The following is a 17,057-nucleotide window of genomic DNA, read 5'->3' as shown; positions in this document are numbered from 1 at the left end:
CGTCCAAACGTCGCGCAAACGAAATTCTTACGACCGCCGGGCGAGACCAGTGCGGCCGGACGGGGCAGCACAAGGCCATGCGGGCATACCAGCGAGGTGACCGGCGGCGCGTGGCCGACGTCGCCGGATAGGTAATAATCTCCGAATGCGCCCAATCCTCCGTCTGCCTGCCACCCTGATCCTCGCCACCTTCACATGCGCCACCGCCCTGCCGGCTCGCTCAGCGCAGGACGCCAAGGCGCGGGCGGAGCAGCAGGACGCCCGACAGAAGCTGGAGGGCGTGCGCAAGGACATCGAGACGCTGACCCGCGAGCAGCGGGAGACCGCCAACGCCCGGGACAGCGCCAACGCGGCCCTGGCGCGGCAGGCTGAACAGGTGTCGGCGGCCGCACGCGCCGTTCGCGAAACCGAGGCCGAACTGGAGCAGCGCCGCCACGACCTCGACCAACTGAACGCGCAGCGCGCCGAGATGCAGGCCGGCCTGGACAAGCAGAAGGACGCGCTGGGCGATCTGCTGCGCGCCACTTATACCCTTGGCCGTGGCTCGGACCTCCAGCTCCTGCTCGGCGACGAGGACGTGAACCGGATTTCCCGTGCCCTCGCCTACTCCCGCTACTTCCAGGAGAACCGCGTGGAGCGCATTCGCAGCCTGCTTGCGGATCTTTCCCGCCTGCAGGAGGTCGAAGCCGCCATCACGGCCGAGCAGCAGAAGCTGGAAGCCTCCCGGACCGAGCGCGAGACGCGCGCGAAGGATCTGGAGAAGCAGCGCGCCGAGCAACAGAAACTGGTGGCGGAAACCGACTCGAAGTACAAGGACCAGGCCCAGCGCATGGCCGCCCTCAAACAGAACGAGCAGGACATGAATGCCCTGGTCGCCCGCCTGCAGAAGGTGATCGACGAGGCTGCCAAGGCCGCGGAGCCGGCACCGGCGCCGAAGGGCGCACCGGCGTCCGCGCCCATGGGCAACCTGCGCGGCAACCTGCCCTGGCCCGCCAACGGCCCCGTTCACGCCTATGGCAACGGCGTGATCATCGTGGCGCCGCGCGGCAGCGAGGTGAAGGCGGTATCGCGCGGTCGCGTGGTGTTCGCGAGCTTCCTGCGCGGCTACGGCATGATGATCATCGTGAATCACGGCAACGGGTTCATGAGCATGTACGGCAACAATGAAACCCTGTTGCATGGCGTAGGCGACACCGTGGAAGCTGGCGAAGCCGTCGGCACCGCAGCGGCGCCCGCCGGCGACAACGGCGTTTATTTCGAACTGCGCCAGGGCGGCAAGCCCATCGATGCGCGCGGTTGGCTCGGCAAACGGCATTAAGGACATTCGCATGACTCTTCGCAGCCACCCGCACCCTCTTCGCCTCGCCCTCGCGCTGGCTCTCGGCGCATTGGCCGTCACCCAGGTCGAGGCGCAAGTTCCGCAGAAACCGATCAAGCAGCCCGACGCGCCGGCCGCCTCGTCGACCAGTGCCGCAGCGGTGGTCCAACAGGCCGACGATGCGGTCAGCCTCGACGACATCCGCAATTTCACGCGGGTGTATCACATCATCCAGCAGGCATACGTCGAGAAGCTCGACAACAAGACCATCATGAATGCCGCCATCAGCGGCATGCTGCAGAATCTCGATCCGCACAGCGAATACCTCGACAAGGAAGGCCTCGACGAACTCGACGAGGACACCACCGGCCAGTACGGTGGCCTGGGTATCGAGGTACTGCAGGTCGACGGCATGCTGAAGATCGTCTCGCCGATCGACGACACGCCGGCATCGCGCGCAGGCATCAAGCCGGGCGACACGATCCTCAAGGTGGACGGCATGGTGGTCGACAGCCAGAACATCGACGAGGCGTTCAAGAAGCTGCGCGGCGATCCCGGCAGCAAGATCACCCTCACCATTCTCCATGAGAAGTCGGACAAGCCGATCGACCTGCCGCTCGTTCGCGAAAGGATCAACGTCACCAGCGTGAAGTTGCGCCAGCTCGATCCGGGCTACGTGTACATCCGTCTGAGCCAGTTCCAGGAAGACACCGCGACGGATCTGGACACCAAGCTCTCCGACTACATCAAGAAGCACGGTGCGCCCAAGGGCGCGGTGCTGGACCTGCGCTCCAACCCGGGCGGCCTGCTCACCACGGCGGTGGGCGTGGCGGACACCTTCCTCGACAGCGGCACCATCGTGACCACGAAGGGACGACTGCCGGACGCGAACCTGCATTTCGACGCACACCCAGGCGACTTGCTCAAGGGCGCGCCGATCGTGATCCTCACCGACAACGGCACGGCGTCGGCGGCGGAAATCGTCTCCGGTGCGCTGAAAGACAACCACCGCGCGCTCATCATGGGGCGCCGCACCTTCGGCAAGGGCGTGGTGCAGACGGTGCTGCCGCTCGATCAGGAACACGCGGTGAAGATCACCACCGCGCGCTACTACACGCCGAACGGGACCTCGATCCAGGCCGAAGGCATCAAGCCGGACATTCCGCTCGCCGATCTCGCCGTAAGCAAGGCGGATACGCCACCGCAGCTCATCGGCTCGGAAGCAGACCTGCCGAATCATCTCGTCAATGAAAAAGCCGCGGCGGACGAGAAGAGCACGAGCGACGACGACGGCAAGCTGGCGATCGACGACTATGCTCTGTCGCAGGCACTCAATGTGCTGAAGGGTCTGGCGCTGGGCCGGAAGTAACTACCAGAGCTTCCACCAGGGGCGGGTGGCCTTGGCCACTGCCTTACGCACCTTGCGCGAAAGATCGGGATCGGGGGCCGGCACCGCGGTCGCCTCGACCAGCGTCCAGCCCTCGCACAACGTGGCCCCGTAGGCCGAGGCAGGCAGGTCCGCGTGGAAGGTGGTCACGCTCTGCGCCAGCTCGATCGGCAACGAGTAATAGTGATCGACGTCGTCGCCGTCGATATCGGCGGCATCCTGCATCGTTTCGATGCGCGCGTGTATGGCATCGAACGCGGCGGGCAGGCTACCGCTGGTGGCGAGGTGGCGGTTGTCGTCCTGCTGGCCGTCGTGCTCGGCGCGCCAGTTACGCAGGCCATTCACGTAGCAGGTCGATGAACTGACCATCACGTGATCGTCGTACTCGCACGTGATCACCACGCAGCCATGCGACAGGCGGCGCATGTCGGCATCGGCGATCAGCGGGCTTTCGAAGCGGGTCACCACGGCGAACCAGCCGTTCGGCAGGGCGAGGGAGTAGCCCGTGCCGGGGTGACTCGCGGTGCGTTCGTTACGCACCAGATCAAGCGCCGCGAACACCTCGTCGCGCCCCTTGCCCTTTACCGCGAACCAGCCGACCGAAGCCCCCATCGCTCATTCCCTCTCGGGCGGCTTCAACAGGAAACGCACGGCCAGCAGACCCAACTCGTAGAGCAGGCACATCGGCACCGCGAGCATGATCATCGAAAGGAGATCGGGGGGGGTGATGAAGGCGGCGATCGCAAAGGCACCGACGATGGCGTAGCCGCGGCCCTTGCTCAGTTTCTCCGCATCGACGATGCCGATGGCGGCCAGGATCACCACCGCCACGGGCACTTCGAAGCAGAGCCCGAAAGCGAAGAACATCAGCATCACGAAATCGAGGTAATGCGTGATGTCCGTCATCATCGCCACGCCGTCGGGGGTCACGGCGTTGAGGAACTTGAACGCGGCCGGCAGCACGATGAAATAGGCGAAGGCGCAGCCGGAATAGAACAGCACCAGAGACGCCACCAGCAACGGGCGCGCAAGGCGCTTCTCGTGCCGGTAGAGGCCCGGACTCACGAAGGCCCAGAGCTGGTAGAGGATCATCGGCATGCTGATGAACAGCGCGACGAAGAACGCGAGCTTCAGCGGCGTCACGAACGGGCTGGCCACTTCCGTCGCGATGAGGTGCGCGCCCTGCGGCATGCGCTCCACGAGCGGCTTTGCCAGCTCGGCATAAAGATGATTCGCCACCGGCACCAGCGCCAGCAGCACGAGCAGCAACACGACGATGGCGCGGAGCAGACGCGAGCGCAGTTCGATCAGGTGGGAGAACAGCCCCTCTTCGACCACGTCGTCGGACGACGGATCGGGCTCACGTGCGGTCATGCGTTTCGTTCTCGGGCGGCACCGGCTCGCCGCGCTTCAACGGGAGCATGTCGAGCGCCGGGTCGGGCTCGCGGCCCGCGGCGCGGGCCGTCTGGGTTTCGGTAAAGGTATCGCGGATGCGCTCGCTGGCGCCGCGTATCTCGGCCCCCGCGGCACGGACGTCGTCCCGCACGCTTTCGTGCGTAGCCCGCGCATTCTCGGCCGTCTCGCGCAGCGTGCGCTTGATTTCCTCGGCCTGGATCTCGCGTTCCACCTCCGCGCGCACGCTGTCCCAGCCGTTGCGCATGCGGCGCAGCAGGGCACCGGCGGTGCGTGCGGCATGGGGCAGGCGCTCCGGCCCCAGGACGATGAGCGCCACCACTGCGAGGAGCAGCAGCTTGGTCAGGCTGATGTCGATCATGGCGACGCCAGGATCACGGAGCGCGGTCGCGCGGCTCGCTCGTCTCGCTGTGGGCAGGCGGCACCTGGGTCGACGGCGGCGGGTCGGCGCGGAGCTTGTCGTCCCGCTCGCGCGCCTGACGTGCTTCTTCGTCGCCGTCCAGACCCTTCTTGAAGTCGCGCATGGCGCCGCCCAGGTCCGAGCCGATGTTGCGCAGCTTCTTCGTGCCGAAGATCAGCACGACGACGAGCAGCAGAAGGACGATATGGGTAATGCTCATGAGAACCTCGGGGGCGCCTTGCGGCGGCCAGTGGGACGGGGGTCAGCGGCTAGTGTACTCCTCCAGTTTATCCCTGAAATTCACCACCTCGCTTGGAACATTCGTCACACCGCCCTCGAAAATCCGGCGCGGCGTGATGCCCGGACCGTAGATTTCCCGGTTCGAGTCGTCGTCGATGCTGAAATGGGCGCCATTCAGGGCAATACCGGCGTACAGGCCCTTGGCGCGGGCATACGTGTAGATCTCGGCGTTCATCCGGCCGTCGGTAGCTGCGGTGGCCGAGCGACCGACCGGTCCGGCGGCGGCGCCGGCATTGGCGCCCATGGTCCACTTGCCGTCGATGATCTCGTTGACGCCGCGATCGGTCATGAAGACGAGGATCACATCGGCGGATTGGATGCCCGCCAGGAAGCCGACGCCGGCACCGCCGAGGGAAATGAAGTTCGGGTTCGACCAGACGCCGTCGCGCTTGATGGAAATGAGGCCCTCGCCCTTGGTGCCCGAGAACACGAAGCCGCCCGTGACCATTTTCGGGATGACGGCAATGGCGTGGGCATTCTTCAACATGTCCGTGGGCAGGGACTTGTCCGGCGCGTCCTCGACCATGTCTCGCAGCACCCGCACGGCCTCGACGGCTTGCGTCCGCGGCGGGTCTGCCGCCTGCGCCGCCATCGAGGGCAGCAGCGTGAGGAATCCCAGGGCAAGCAGGTTGAACAGGCGTGGGGACATCGGTGACTCCTTCTGGCGCGGATGGGCATCGATGGCGGCGACCCGACGAGCGTCGCTGCACCGCCCTATGGCAGACTGCAACGATCCCCGCGAGCGCTGAACGCCGATGCCAGGTACGCCAAACTATACCGGCCTTGCCGGTCATTCCCACGACACTCTCCCCCAGGCCGGTGTGCTGCTGGTTAATCTCGGTACACCTGATGCGCCCACGGCCGCGGCCGTGCGGCCTTATCTGGCGCAGTTCCTGGGCGATCCACGCGTGATCGAATACCCCCGCCTGCTCTGGATGGCCATCCTGCACGGCGTGATCCTGCGTGTGCGGCCGAAACGCTCCGCGCACGCTTATGCACGCATCTGGACCGAGCAGGGTTCGCCGTTGCGCGTCGGCAGCGAAGCGCTGGCAGCCGCGCTGCAGACGGAACTCGGGCGACGCCGGCCCGGCCCGATCCGTGTGGCGCTCGCCATGCGCTACGGCAAGCCCGCCGTGGCGGATACCATCGCGCAGTTGCAGCGCGAAGGCGTGCGGCGTCTGCTGGTGCTTCCGCTGTATCCGCAGTATTCCGCCACCTCCACCGGCAGTGTCTTCGATGCCGTGGCCGACACGATCAAGGGCCTGCGCTGGCCACCGGAACTGCGGCAGATCAACGACTACCACGCCGAGCCGGCGTATATCGCCGCGCTTGCCGACAGCGTGCGGGCGCATTGGGAACGGAACGGACGCGGCGAAAAGCTGCTCATGAGCTTCCATGGCATCCCCGAGCGCTACCTGCGCAATGGCGATCCCTACTTCTGCCAGTGCCACGCGACGGCGCGCCTGCTGCGAGAGGCGCTGGGCCTGAGCGCAGACGAAGCGCCCATGAGTTTCCAATCGCGCGTCGGCCGGGAACGCTGGCTGCACCCCTATACCGACGAGACGGTGAAGGCCTTCGGCGCGCAGGGCATCAAGCGTATCGACGTCATCAGCCCTGGATTCGCGGTCGATTGCCTCGAAACGCTGGAGGAAATCGCCATGCAGAACGGCGAGTTCTTCCGCGAGGCCGGCGGCGACACACTGAGCTACATCCCCTGCCTGAACGCCACGTCCACGCATGTCGACGCCATCGCCGATCTGGTGCTGCGCCACACGCAGGGCTGGCCGGAGTTCGCGGAGGACTATGACGCCGCAGCGGCAGCGGTGCGCCTCGCAGAAGCGCGCGAGAGGGCGCGCAAGGCCGGCGCACATGCGTGAGTTGACCGTTTCGGTGCCGGGGCTGGAGCTGTCGGCCCTGGCCTGGGGGCAACCGGATGCGCCGCCGCTGCTGATGGTGCATGGCTGGCTCGACAACGCTGCCAGTTTTGCGTTGATCGCCCCGCGACTCGCCAATCGCTTCCATGTGATCGCGCTCGATCTGCCGGGCCACGGTCGATCCGATCACCTGCCCGACAGCACGATCTACCAGTACCTCGACTACGCGCGCGCCGTGCTCGCGGCGGCCGATGCGCTCGCACTGCCCCGCTTCCACCTGCTCGGGCACTCGCTCGGCGCGGGCGTGGCGACGATGGTGGCCATTGCGGCACCGGAACGCATCCGTGGTCTGGCCCTGATCGAAGGCCTGGGTCCGCTGGGCGACGACGGTTCGCGCACGCTCGATCGTTTTCGCGAAGCCATGGTCGTGACACCCGGCGCGACCCGCCCGCTGCGCGTGTTTCCGAGCATCGAGGATGCGGCCCGCGCCCGCGCGATGGCGAGCGGCCTGGACGCGGATCTGGCGCGCCCCATCGTCGAGCGCGGCCTGCGCGAGGTCGAGGGGGGCTACAGCTGGCGCAGCGACCCGCGCCTGTCGCGCCCCACGGCCATCCGCCTGGCGGAAACGCAGATCATGGCGCTGCTGCTTGGCCTGGCTGCGCCGACGTCACTGCTGCTCGCCCGGCCGCATCCGCCCTACCTTGAGCCCGAGGCGCTGCAGGTACGCATCGACTGCGTGGACGACATCCACGTCACCCACATGGACGGCGGCCACCATCTTCATCTGGAACATCCCGAGCGCGTCACCGACTGGCTACGCGACGCTCTGGATCGCTAACGCGCTCAGGCCACCGGCTCGAAGCGCAAGCCCGTCTGGATCACCGGGTCCACCAGCCAGTGATCGGCCAGCAGGAACGCGAACAACACCATCAGGTAGATGATGGAGTAGTTGAACGTACGCATGGCGAACATTTCGTCCGGCGGGTTGAGCAGGCGCACCGCATACCAGAGGAAGCCCGCGCCGAGCACGACGGCGCCGAACAGGTAGATCAGGCCGCTCATGCCGGTAAAGAACGGCAGCAGCGTCACGACAAAGAGCAGGATCGTGTAGAAAAGAATGTGCCAACGCGTATAGGTCACGCCATGCGTCACCGGCAACATCGGCACCTGTGCGCGTGAGTAGTCGTCCACGCGGAAGATGGCCAGCGCCCAGAAATGCGGCGGCGTCCACACAAAGATGATCAGCAGCAACTGCAGGGCGTACGGGTGGAGCGAATCGGTGACCGCGGTCCAGCCCAGCATGGGCGGCGCCGCACCGGCGATGCCGCCGATCACGATGTTCTGCGGCGTCGCACGTTTGAGGTACGCGGTGTAGATCACGGCGTAACCGATCAGCGAGAAGAAGGTCAGCACCGCGGTAAGCATGTTGACCAGGAACACCAGCACCAGCATCGAGACGATGCCAAGCGCCATGGCGAACACGAACACCTGCATCGGCGTGAGCTGTCCCGTCGCGAGCGGACGATGCGAGGTGCGCGCCATCAGCTTATCGATGCGCTGATCGATCAGGTGATTGAACGCGGCAGCCGACGCAGACGCTAACCATATGCCGAGCGTGCCGAAGACGACGGCGTGCCAGGTGGGGAGCACCCGCTGCCCATTCGCGTCCACGGCGAGAAACATGCCGATGACCGCGCAGAACACCAGCAGCGCGACGACGCGCGGCTTGGTCAGTTCCAGGTATTGACCGAGGATGCTCACGGAGACTCCGGCGCCGGAAGGCGCTGCGTGCTGGCAAGCGCGACCAGCAGGGTAAACAGCAGCAGCGCAGCGACGCCATTGTGCGCTGTGGCAACCGGCAGCGGCAGGCCGAGATGGACGTTACCGATGCCGAGCAGCACCTGGGCCACCAGCACGACGGCGACAGCGATACCCGCCTTGCGCAAGCCGGCACGCGCGAGCCGATGCGAGAGCCAGCCGAGATAGCAGAAGGTCACCAGCGCACCGATGCGGTGGGCGATCTGGATCGCGCTGCGCGCGGCCATGTCGAGCACGCCGCCTTCGTAGTTCACGCCAATGCCGCGCCAGAGCACGAAACCTTCGTGGAAATCCGTCTGTGGCCACCATTCGCCCAGGCACTTCGGGAAATCGGTGCCGCAGGCAAGCGCGGCGTAGTTGGAGCTGGTCCAGCCGCCGAGAGCGATCTGGCAGACCAGCACCGCGATGCCGAGCGCGACCGGCGCACGCAACGCCGCGTAGCGATCGTCCGGCGAACCGACGCGCCACCAGCGCAATGCAGCCCAGGCAAGCAGCGCGAAGGTGGCGAGGCCGCCCAGCAGGTGACCCATCACCACGATGGGTTTCAGCAGCAGCGTGACCGTCCACATGCCGAGCATGGCCTGGAAGATGATCACGGCCAGCACAGCCACGCCGACCTTCCATGCACCCGGTCGCGGCAGCGTGGCTGCGGCCACCAGCGGCAAGGCGATCGCCAGCGCCGACAGGCACGACGACACGACGTGTTCGCCGCGCATGTACATCACCACGCCCACCGCGGCGAACACCGCCGCCACGAGCACGGCAGACACCGCGAACCGGCGACGCCACGCCGCAACCACGGCAATCGCCAGCACCATCACGCCGAGGCTGCCGGCGAGGAAACGATGCACCTGTTCGCGCCACGCCTTGTGCGTTTCGAACGGGCGATCGGGGAAGGCCTGGTTCGCCTGTGCGATGTCCTGTGCATGCCCGGGCCATGTGGCCTTGCCGTAGCAGGTCGGCCAATCCGGGCACGACAGACCGGCATTGGACAGGCGCACGAACGCGCCGAACATCACGACGCCGAAGGCGAACAACGCTGCCAGCAAGGCAAGCGTGCGGAGAATCTTCACGGTGCGGGGCGACATCAGCGGATCACCTTCTGCAGGTCCTTGCGCAAGCCGTTAGGGTCGAAGCCCGCCGGATACCAGGCCAGCGCCGTGGCGTTCGACTCGACCAGCACGGCCGCAACGCTGTCCGCCTCGCGCGGACGGAATTCGGCGAAGGCATCTGCCGGGTCAGTGCCGACGACGTAATCGGTCATCACAGCATCGGAACCTGCCGCGACGGGCGGCGCGCCGATGTACAGCAACCGCAGGCGGTCGGCATTGCGATTGAGCACGATGCGCGCATTGCGCATCAGCGCCAGGGTCTGCACGCAGCGCTCGGCGCAGCCCGGGCCAGGCAACGCCACCAGGGTGAGGCGAGGCTCACTGTCGCGCCACGCCCACGGCTTGCCGCCCGCATCCACGCGCACGTCGGCTACGCTGCGCTGCGGCACGATCGGCTGGCCGTTGCCCTTGCCCTGCGGCTGCCAGCCGGACAGGGTCAGTATCCCGGCAGCGACGATGGGAGCCAGGAAGACCAGCATGATCAGCACGAGCTTGAAGCGCCCGCTGCGCGGTGTGGTGGACTTGGCGTTCGAATCGGTCATGGGTTCTCGGGCCGCTGCTCAACGTCGCTTGCGGTGCAGGAGGACAAAGATCACCACCGCCGCAAGGGCGAAGGTGAACCACTGGAAGGCGTAGGCGCGGTGGCGCGCCGGCGGCATGAAGCCGGGCGTCCAGTCACGCGCATAGATGCTCGCGGAGTCGGCGTCCATGAGCAGCACGCGAGGATACAGCGAGTGGCCCAGATCGGCAGCGATGTCCTTGAGGTCCACGTAGATCACGGTCTTCTCGGCGCCCCGCTGCTCGGGCAGGCGATCGCCGCCCATGCGGATGCCGACGCCCGGCGGCGGCACGTAAAGGCCATGGACATCAATGTCTCCCGTCGGCAGCGGCGGCAGGCGCGGATTCGCCCCACCCTCCTTGGGCAGGAACCCCAGGTCCACCAGCAGGTAGCGGTCGTGGCCGCGTGGCGCGAACGGCGCGTAGACATGCACGCCGAGCTGACCCGCGTGGGTCTGGTCATCCAGAAGGTAGTAGCGATCGCGCACGAAACTGCCCTGTACGTCGAGCCGCGGATAGCGATCGTCGGGCGGCGTCTCCGCCACCATGCCGAATTCCTCGACGCCGGCCGCGGCACCTGCGGCGAACCGCCGCAGCAGTTCGTCCTTTTCCGAGGCGCGGTCCAGTTGCCACATGCCCAGTCGCACGAAGACCAGGATGCCTGCCACCGTGAGTGCGACAGCGAACCACGTCGGACGGCGCAGAAAGGTCATGCAAGACCCCGCGCAGCCGCCGCTATACTCGGATTGTCGCAATGGGGCGGAACGGTCACGTGGAAACCATCTACAAATATGCGCTGGTGATCCTGCTGCTGGTGGTGTTGTTCAACCTCGGGCAGGCGCTTTTCTTCATGATGACCGACAAGGGCCAGAGCAAGCGCACCGTCTGGGCCCTCACCCGCCGTATCGGATTATCGCTGCTGCTCATCGCCATGGTGGCGCTGGGCATCTTCATGGGTTGGCTGCACCCCCACGGGGTGGGCCAATTCTAGCGCGGCCCCGCGAGGAGCCAAGGCGCGGTGCGGCAATTGGCGCCGCCGATAGAGGCGGCGCTCACGAATCGATCTGGGTGATCCGGGCCACCTTGCCGCCGATCACCTCGATCAGCACCGACTTGCCGCCCCGGTAGTACTCCAGCCGATACCCTGCCAGGCCACCGCGATCGGTCTCGATCGGCGTTTCACGATCCGGCTTGCCAGCCACCTCGCGCAACCGACCTTCGCTGTCCCCGGTGGAAATCACGCGGGAACCGAAGCGATAAGTGTCCGCCGCTGCGGCGCTCGCCGCGAGACAGGTGAGGAAGAGAAAAGCAGCGGTACGCCTCATAGGTTCACCTTTCGCAAAGACGGTGCGGAGCGTGCTCCGCACTTATGGCAAACCGCTTCGCGGGGTGTCAATCGATGGGCCAATATTTGTAGGCGGTAACGAAGTCGATGTCCTGCCGAGATGAGACCTTTGCTAATCGTGATTGACCGTCATATCGAGCCTCGGCGCACGCTGTGGAGGCGTCGGTTTCCAATCTTCCGGGAAGTAATGGAAGACGTCGTATCCACCAAAAAGAAAGTCGACACCGTTCAAGGGGGCCACGGACTCAAGCTGGAAAAGGAGCGGATTGGCGATCTCCATAAGGTGATCTTCAAACTCTCCTCCGTTTATTTTCGGCACGTAACCTGATCCCAGCTCGACCATGAGCTTGGTTCCATCAGCGGTGAACCGGACCGTCGGCGGCATAAGCATGCCCTGACCATCCATTCGCTCCTGTCTCTGTACAACGGAGGCTGTCTGTGCCGTAAGCAGTTGCTCCATCTGAACACGTTCAGCCTCGCTCAATGTCTCCGGGGCCTTGGCGCCAGCGATCGCACCGGTGATATGGAACACCAATGCCGCCCCTAGGAGCGTCGCTATCAGGCGTCGTGCAACTGTTCGCGAGCGCGGCAAATCGAATCCTTGGATGCTTGTCATCTATCTCTCCCTGAAAGAGCTTCGCCTCATCCGACGCACCGCCGGTAGCGAGACCCACGCGATCGATGATGCTAAATCGACCTACATGGAAGTGGAGGCTATCTCAGACGATCGATCGTTGCGCGCAACTGGAAGCGACAGGACTGACTCAACGACCCAGCTTCGCCTTGAACGTCGTGCGCATGTCGGCCGGTACGCCGCCTTGTTCCAGCGACGTGTCCAGCGCGGCGTAGCGCTTGCGGAATGCGGCGACCTCCTCGGCGAACTGGTCGGGGTGGTAGTCGATCAGCAAGTCGGCTTGTGCGGCGAGCGAGACCTCGTCGGAGACGCCGTTCACGTCTTGCCAGTGCGCCTTGAGCCAGGCCACCGCGGCGCGCACGTCACGCATCTGCCCAACCAGACCGTTGACGTCGGGTGCGTTGGCGGGCCATGTCACTTCGACCGTCTGCGCCTGGTCGTAGCCGTGCGCGGGGAGCGTGACATGCAGCGTGAGGTCCTTGCCGGAGAGACGCCACGTGCCGGGCTTCGTTTCATCGGAACGGGTGAGTGTCACGCCGTCCACCGTCACGCGGGTCGGCATCGCGACGGCGGGCACGTCCACGGACCACTGGCGTGAGGTCGGCATGCCGGGGTAGCCACCGACACGCGGCGCGACGTGCACGCGCAGCGCGTGCTTCGACCACTCCGACGTGAGCGCCGTGCGTGCGAACGCGTTGCCGCGATAGCCTTCGTCGTCGCCCGCGTCCTCATACAGTTCGGCCTTTCCGTTGCCGCCGGGATAGACGCGTAACGTGCGTCCACCACCATCGTGCGAGACGCTCACCGTCGGATCGGTGTTGGTGGGAACGATCGCTCCGGCACGCGCGAACACGGGCACTTCGTCGAGTCGATAGCGGGCCTGGATCGTGCGACCGCCCTTCACGACGCTACCGTCGTTGGTGTCGAACCAGTCGCCCATCGGCAGCCAGGTGGCGTGTGTGGCGAAGCCGTTGGCATCGCCGGCCGACGTCACGGGTGAGACGAGCAGGTCGTCGCCAAACATGTATTCACCGCTGGCCTTGTACGCCTCGTCATTGTCCGGCCACGCGTAGTACATGGGACGCACGAGCGAGATGCCGGTGTCGTATGCCTTCCTGCCCATGGTGTAGGCATAGGGCAGGAAGGTGTAGCGCGTGAGCACCGTATCGCGCAGCGCATCGAACTCGGCGGGTGCGAAGCGCCACGGCTCCTTCGTGAGGTCGGGATTCTTGGTGGTATGGGTGCGCATGATCGGGCTCCATGCACCGAACTGCATCCAGCGAATGTAAAGCTCCGGATCGATGCGACGCGTGGCGGGATCGCTTTCGTCGCGGAACGTATGTCCGCCAAGGTCATGGCTCCAATAGCCGTAGAGCACATTGGATGCAGTGGCCGTGAAACGCGGCTGGAATGCCAGCGATGCCCACGAAATGATCGAGTCGCCCGAGAAACCGACCTGATAGCGGTGATTACCGAGCCCGCCCCAGCGGTGGTAAATCAACGCGCGCCGCTTGCCCTCTTCCCGCATGTGGGTAAAGAACACGTGGTTGAGCCACCACGTATTGGACAGCCCGGGCATGGCCTTCGATTCCTTCCACTGCTGCCAGTCGAGCCACCAGAAGGTCACGCCCAGCGCGTTCAACGGATCGAGTACGGTGCGGAAATACGCAGCCATATAGTTGGCATCGGCGGCTTCGAACGGCAGCGGCTTCGCCGGATCGGCCTTCAGCGCCGCCATGAAATCCTTGTACGCATCCTCATGCGGCAGGATGCCTGAGGCCGGGTGCAGGTTCAGCGTGGTCTTCAAGCCTTGTTCGCCGAGCCAGTGCAGCAGGCGCCCCGGCTCGGGAAACAGGCTGCGATTCCACGTATAACCCGTCCACCCCATGCTCTGGCCGTTGACGTCTTTCTTGGGGTGAACCCATGAAAGGCCGTCGGTACGGTGCCAGTCCATATCGATCACCAGGACATCGAGCGGAATGCCGTAGCGGTTGAAATGCGCGACGAGATCGCGCAGTTCGTCGTCGCTGTAGTTCCAATAGCGCGACCACCAGTACCCGAAGGCATAACGCGGCGGCAGCGGCTCGCGGCCAGCCACCTGAGCAAAATCGCTCAGCGCGGCCGCATAGTCATGGCCGTAACCGAAGAAGGTCTGATCGGTGCAGTCCTGACGGGTTCGGCGATGTACCCACGGCAATGTCTCGTTGCCGAGAACATAGCTGCCGGTGTCGTCGACGACATGCCAACCATCGCGCGAGAGCAGGCCATCGCCAAGGTCGAGCAGCGAGTTGTCCGAGGCGTGGCGATCGCCATCCACCTGATCGAGCGTGCGCGCGGTGCCGCCTAGGTTGGTGGTTTCCTTGAGACCAGGATGCCAGTCGATGGCAGGCTTCGTCGTCTTCGACGCGATGCTGAGGTTGTCCGCCGTGAAGGCGCCCGAGCCTTCCTTGTAGCGCAGCGTGAGCACGTCGGTGCGAATGACGAGCCAGCCCTTTTCATGCGTGACCTGGGCTTTCGTCTCCGGCGCCGCGGTGCGTGTGGCGAAGACCAGTGATGGTGCATCTTCGAATTGCGCGCGCGGCGAATACTCCATGCGGATCACGCGTGGCGTCAGCACCGTGAAGCGGACCTGCCCGCTGACCACAGGCGCATCGGCGGCATGCACCGGTGCGGTGATGGCGCACGCGAACATCGCGAGCGCGATCAGGCGAAACATCGTCATGCGGAGCCTCCCCTACCAAGGACGCCCGAACCTAGCATGGGATCGATTTAAACGGGTCAGGTCTTCGTCCTCGGACGATCGGGAAGCGACCGGTCCTTACACAAAATAGAGGAGGACAAGCCTGCCAGTGGCGAATTCTGGCAGTGCAGACTCGGCATAGCGGTCGACCGTTCGAACCGGCTCTCCGCGAAGCACATTAGTCCTTCCAAACAGCAAAGGAGAAATCAAATGCGGACCGATCGGCGGGCTCGCAGGCGCGGTATTTGGAGGCAGCCTCGGAATGCTCGGTGCGGCGGTAAATTGTGGCATCGAACTGCGAGCAGCGAACCGGTGATTGGGCCGCGCGCCGCAAAGCTGAGCGGATGGCTTTCCGTGACACAGTCGTTGTGGATGTATACCTGGCGCGTCGGCATTGTGTGGTTCGGAACCATAATGTTCGCATCTCACTGCATTTCAGCGGCAGTGAATGGAGATCCGCTGACGCCGGATCGGCTCCTTCGCTTTTTTCTAGTCGCCGAATCGACTGGCCTGATCGCTGGGCCACTCGGCTGGTATCTATTCCGGATGGTCGACCGTTGTCGCGAAAGATAACCGTTAATTGCTGGCGTCCTGGAGCAAGGCCACCTTCCCTGCTACGCCTTCATGTAGCCGTACTGACTCTTGCTACATGGCGCCGTCGTGTAAGAAGTGAACCGTGTCGCCAGGTTTTCTCGCCGCTGTAGCGGCTCCTACCAAGACTATCGCGGCGCATGGCTTTGCTCGCCCCTCACGGCACCTCAGCAATGGGAGAGGTGTCGGGGTGGGCCTCTCTGAGGGAGTTCGTTCGCTCTGCAAACGCTGTTTGAGCGCAGAGAAGCCCACCCCGGCGCCTCCGGCGAGACGAACGCGATGGCGAAACCGAGCACGCCCGATCCCGTAGTTCGAAGCCGCTTGGACATGGGGCCGCGTCGAGGACCAACGATACGCGGCATCCCCGACCAAGGACGCCCGAAACTGGCACGAGAAAAAGTAGCGAAGTAAGTTGGGAGTCTAGATAGCCAGAGAGCCCGCTTGCGGCGGGCTCTCCAAAAGGCAACTTCGTATGTATCGAACGAGCGTCGCCAGATCGACCGCGCCGTGGATATCGGTCAGAGCACGTAGACGAACAGGAACAGCGCCAGCCAGACCACGTCGACGAAGTGCCAGTACCACGCGACCGCTTCGAAGCCGAAGTGATCGTCCTTGGAGAAGTGGCCCTTCGCGCAGCGCACCCAGATGATCGCGAGCATGATCGTGCCGAGCGTCACGTGCATGCCGTGGAAGCCGGTCAGCATGAAGAACGTGGCGCCGTACACGCCGCTGCCGAGGGTAAGGTTGAAGTGCTCGTACGCTTCAGCGTACTCGTGCGCCTGGAACCACAGGAACAGGCAGCCCAGCAGCACCGTGGCGCCGAGACCGATCAGCAGCGTCTTGCGGTTGCCGGCCTTGAGCGCGTGGTGCGCGATGGTGATGGTGACGCCGGACGACAGCAGGATCAGCGTGTTAAGCAGCGGGAGGCCCCACGCCGGGATGGTCTGGAACGAGCCGCCGATCTTCTCGGGACCGCCACCACCGCTGGCACCCCATGCCGCTTCGTATCCCTGCCAGATGAACTGGTGGGTCAGCACGCCGTGGCCTTCGCCACCGAGCCAGGGCACCGCGAACAGACGCGCGTAAAACAGTGCGCCGAAGAACGCGCCGAAGAACATGACCTCGGAGAAGATGAACCACATCATGCCCATGCGGAACGAGCGGTCCACCTGGCCGTTGTAGTTGCCCGCCAGCGACTCGTTGATCACCGAGCGGAACCAGCCGAAGAACATGCCCAGGATCATGGCGATGCCGACCCAGAACAGCGGCTTGCCGAAGCCACCCTGACCCGGTTGCGCGTTCAGCCAGTGCGCGGCACCGAACACGGTGACGAACATGGAGACCGCCGCCACGATGGGCCAGTAGCTCTTGCTCGGTACGAAGTAGACGTCTTGTTGCTGGTGACCCATGGTGGTTTCCCGTGGATTTCTTGTTTGGCCGGTCAGACCTTCAACATCTGCACGATCGACAACAGGAACACCCCAACCGCGAAACCGCCCAGGATGTAGGCGGTGCGGCGGGCGCGCTTGCGGCGCGCCTCGGTTCCGGCGTCGGTGATCTGCTGCAT

The 17,057-nt window shown here is 65.0% G+C and carries 19 protein-coding genes; 5 read left to right on the top strand and 14 right to left on the bottom strand.

What is annotated here, in order from left to right; genetic code table 11:
- Positions 1 to 145: 145 nt before the first annotated feature.
- Together IM816_RS01955 and IM816_RS01950 are read left to right on the top strand one after the other, a co-directional pair.
- Entirely contained in the window at positions 146 to 1,318 is a 1,173-nt protein-coding gene (locus IM816_RS01955) for a murein hydrolase activator EnvC family protein (RefSeq protein WP_250339577.1), read from the top strand.
- A 10-nt stretch (positions 1,319 to 1,328) separates the two neighbouring features.
- A complete protein-coding gene (locus IM816_RS01950; protein ID WP_250339576.1) occupies positions 1,329 to 2,687 on the top strand; it encodes a S41 family peptidase in 1,359 nt (452 codons plus the stop codon).
- On the opposite strand, the gene IM816_RS01945 is transcribed toward IM816_RS01950, so the two are convergent.
- The 5 genes from IM816_RS01945 to IM816_RS01925 are packed head-to-tail and all read right to left on the bottom strand — an operon-like array spanning position 2,688 to position 5,467.
- Positions 2,688 to 3,317 carry a hypothetical protein gene (locus tag IM816_RS01945; protein ID WP_250339575.1) on the bottom strand — a complete coding sequence of 210 codons (630 nt, stop codon included), beginning with the start codon at positions 3,315 to 3,317 and terminating at the stop codon, positions 2,688 to 2,690. It lies immediately after the preceding gene.
- A gap of 3 nt (positions 3,318 to 3,320) precedes the next feature.
- Positions 3,321 to 4,079, bottom strand: coding sequence for a twin-arginine translocase subunit TatC (gene tatC / locus IM816_RS01940; protein ID WP_072322451.1), 759 nt, complete (start codon positions 4,077 to 4,079; stop codon positions 3,321 to 3,323).
- On the bottom strand, positions 4,066 to 4,479 hold the full coding sequence (gene tatB, locus IM816_RS01935; RefSeq protein WP_250339574.1) for a Sec-independent protein translocase protein TatB: 414 nt from the start codon (positions 4,477 to 4,479) through the stop codon (positions 4,066 to 4,068). Before tatB ends, tatC begins: the two co-directional genes overlap by 14 nt.
- Positions 4,480 to 4,492: 13 nt before the next feature.
- Complete coding sequence (gene tatA, locus IM816_RS01930; protein WP_072322449.1) at positions 4,493 to 4,738, bottom strand: twin-arginine translocase TatA/TatE family subunit; 246 nt, start codon at positions 4,736 to 4,738, stop codon at positions 4,493 to 4,495.
- Between the two features lie 42 nt (positions 4,739 to 4,780).
- Positions 4,781 to 5,467: a lipid-binding SYLF domain-containing protein gene (locus IM816_RS01925; protein ID WP_250339573.1), complete on the bottom strand. Its 687-nt coding sequence runs from the start codon at positions 5,465 to 5,467 to the stop codon at positions 4,781 to 4,783.
- A gap of 106 nt (positions 5,468 to 5,573) precedes the next feature.
- Here IM816_RS01925 and hemH point away from each other — a divergent pair, with 106 nt between their 5' ends.
- Both hemH and IM816_RS01915 read left to right on the top strand, forming a co-directional pair.
- Positions 5,574 to 6,695 carry a ferrochelatase gene (hemH, locus tag IM816_RS01920; protein WP_250339572.1) on the top strand — a complete coding sequence of 374 codons (1,122 nt, stop codon included), beginning with the start codon at positions 5,574 to 5,576 and terminating at the stop codon, positions 6,693 to 6,695.
- The gene (locus IM816_RS01915) at positions 6,688 to 7,530 is read left to right on the top strand and encodes an alpha/beta fold hydrolase (RefSeq protein ID WP_250339571.1); all 843 of its coding nucleotides are present in this window, start codon (positions 6,688 to 6,690) and stop codon (positions 7,528 to 7,530) included. The genes hemH and IM816_RS01915 overlap by 8 nt, the downstream gene beginning before the upstream one ends.
- Positions 7,531 to 7,535: 5 nt before the next feature.
- Here the strand turns inward: IM816_RS01915 and cyoE are convergent, their stop codons facing one another.
- The 4 genes from cyoE to IM816_RS01895 are packed head-to-tail and all read right to left on the bottom strand — an operon-like array spanning position 7,536 to position 10,893.
- Positions 7,536 to 8,453, bottom strand: a complete 918-nt coding sequence (cyoE, locus tag IM816_RS01910; protein WP_250339570.1) for a heme o synthase — start codon at positions 8,451 to 8,453, stop codon at positions 7,536 to 7,538.
- Complete coding sequence (locus tag IM816_RS01905) at positions 8,450 to 9,598, bottom strand: COX15/CtaA family protein (protein ID WP_250339569.1); 1,149 nt, start codon at positions 9,596 to 9,598, stop codon at positions 8,450 to 8,452. The genes cyoE and IM816_RS01905 overlap by 4 nt, the downstream gene beginning before the upstream one ends.
- Positions 9,598 to 10,164 (bottom strand): hypothetical protein, encoded by a 567-nt coding sequence (locus IM816_RS01900; RefSeq protein WP_250339568.1) that lies wholly within the window; start codon positions 10,162 to 10,164, stop codon positions 9,598 to 9,600. The genes IM816_RS01905 and IM816_RS01900 overlap by 1 nt, the downstream gene beginning before the upstream one ends.
- Positions 10,165 to 10,182: 18 nt before the next feature.
- Positions 10,183 to 10,893, bottom strand: a complete 711-nt coding sequence (locus tag IM816_RS01895) for an SURF1 family protein (protein ID WP_250339567.1) — start codon at positions 10,891 to 10,893, stop codon at positions 10,183 to 10,185.
- Between the two features lie 41 nt (positions 10,894 to 10,934).
- Between IM816_RS01895 and IM816_RS01890 the strand changes: the two genes are divergently transcribed.
- Positions 10,935 to 11,171: a twin transmembrane helix small protein gene (locus IM816_RS01890; RefSeq protein WP_072322441.1), complete on the top strand. Its 237-nt coding sequence runs from the start codon at positions 10,935 to 10,937 to the stop codon at positions 11,169 to 11,171.
- A gap of 61 nt (positions 11,172 to 11,232) precedes the next feature.
- On the opposite strand, the gene IM816_RS01885 is transcribed toward IM816_RS01890, so the two are convergent.
- The 5 genes from IM816_RS01885 to IM816_RS18665 all read right to left on the bottom strand — a co-directional run bounded on the left by IM816_RS01885 (position 11,233) and on the right by IM816_RS18665 (position 17,057).
- On the bottom strand, positions 11,233 to 11,505 hold the full coding sequence (locus tag IM816_RS01885) for a DUF2845 domain-containing protein (RefSeq protein ID WP_250339566.1): 273 nt from the start codon (positions 11,503 to 11,505) through the stop codon (positions 11,233 to 11,235).
- 132 nt (positions 11,506 to 11,637) lie between these two features.
- Complete coding sequence (locus IM816_RS01880) at positions 11,638 to 12,141, bottom strand: hypothetical protein (RefSeq protein WP_250339565.1); 504 nt, start codon at positions 12,139 to 12,141, stop codon at positions 11,638 to 11,640.
- 148 nt (positions 12,142 to 12,289) lie between these two features.
- A complete protein-coding gene (locus IM816_RS01875; protein WP_250339564.1) occupies positions 12,290 to 14,881 on the bottom strand; it encodes a glycoside hydrolase family 31 protein in 2,592 nt (863 codons plus the stop codon).
- Between the two features lie 1,127 nt (positions 14,882 to 16,008).
- Entirely contained in the window at positions 16,009 to 16,899 is an 891-nt protein-coding gene (locus IM816_RS01870; protein ID WP_072322436.1) for a cytochrome c oxidase subunit 3, read from the bottom strand.
- Between the two features lie 32 nt (positions 16,900 to 16,931).
- Positions 16,932 to 17,057, bottom strand: coding sequence for a hypothetical protein (locus tag IM816_RS18665; RefSeq protein ID WP_256470217.1), 126 nt, complete (start codon positions 17,055 to 17,057; stop codon positions 16,932 to 16,934).

The sequence above is a fragment of the Luteibacter flocculans genome, from assembly GCF_023612255.1.
GTDB lineage: Bacteria > Pseudomonadota > Gammaproteobacteria > Xanthomonadales > Rhodanobacteraceae > Luteibacter > Luteibacter flocculans.
This window is presented reverse-complemented; position numbering and strand designations above follow the sequence as displayed.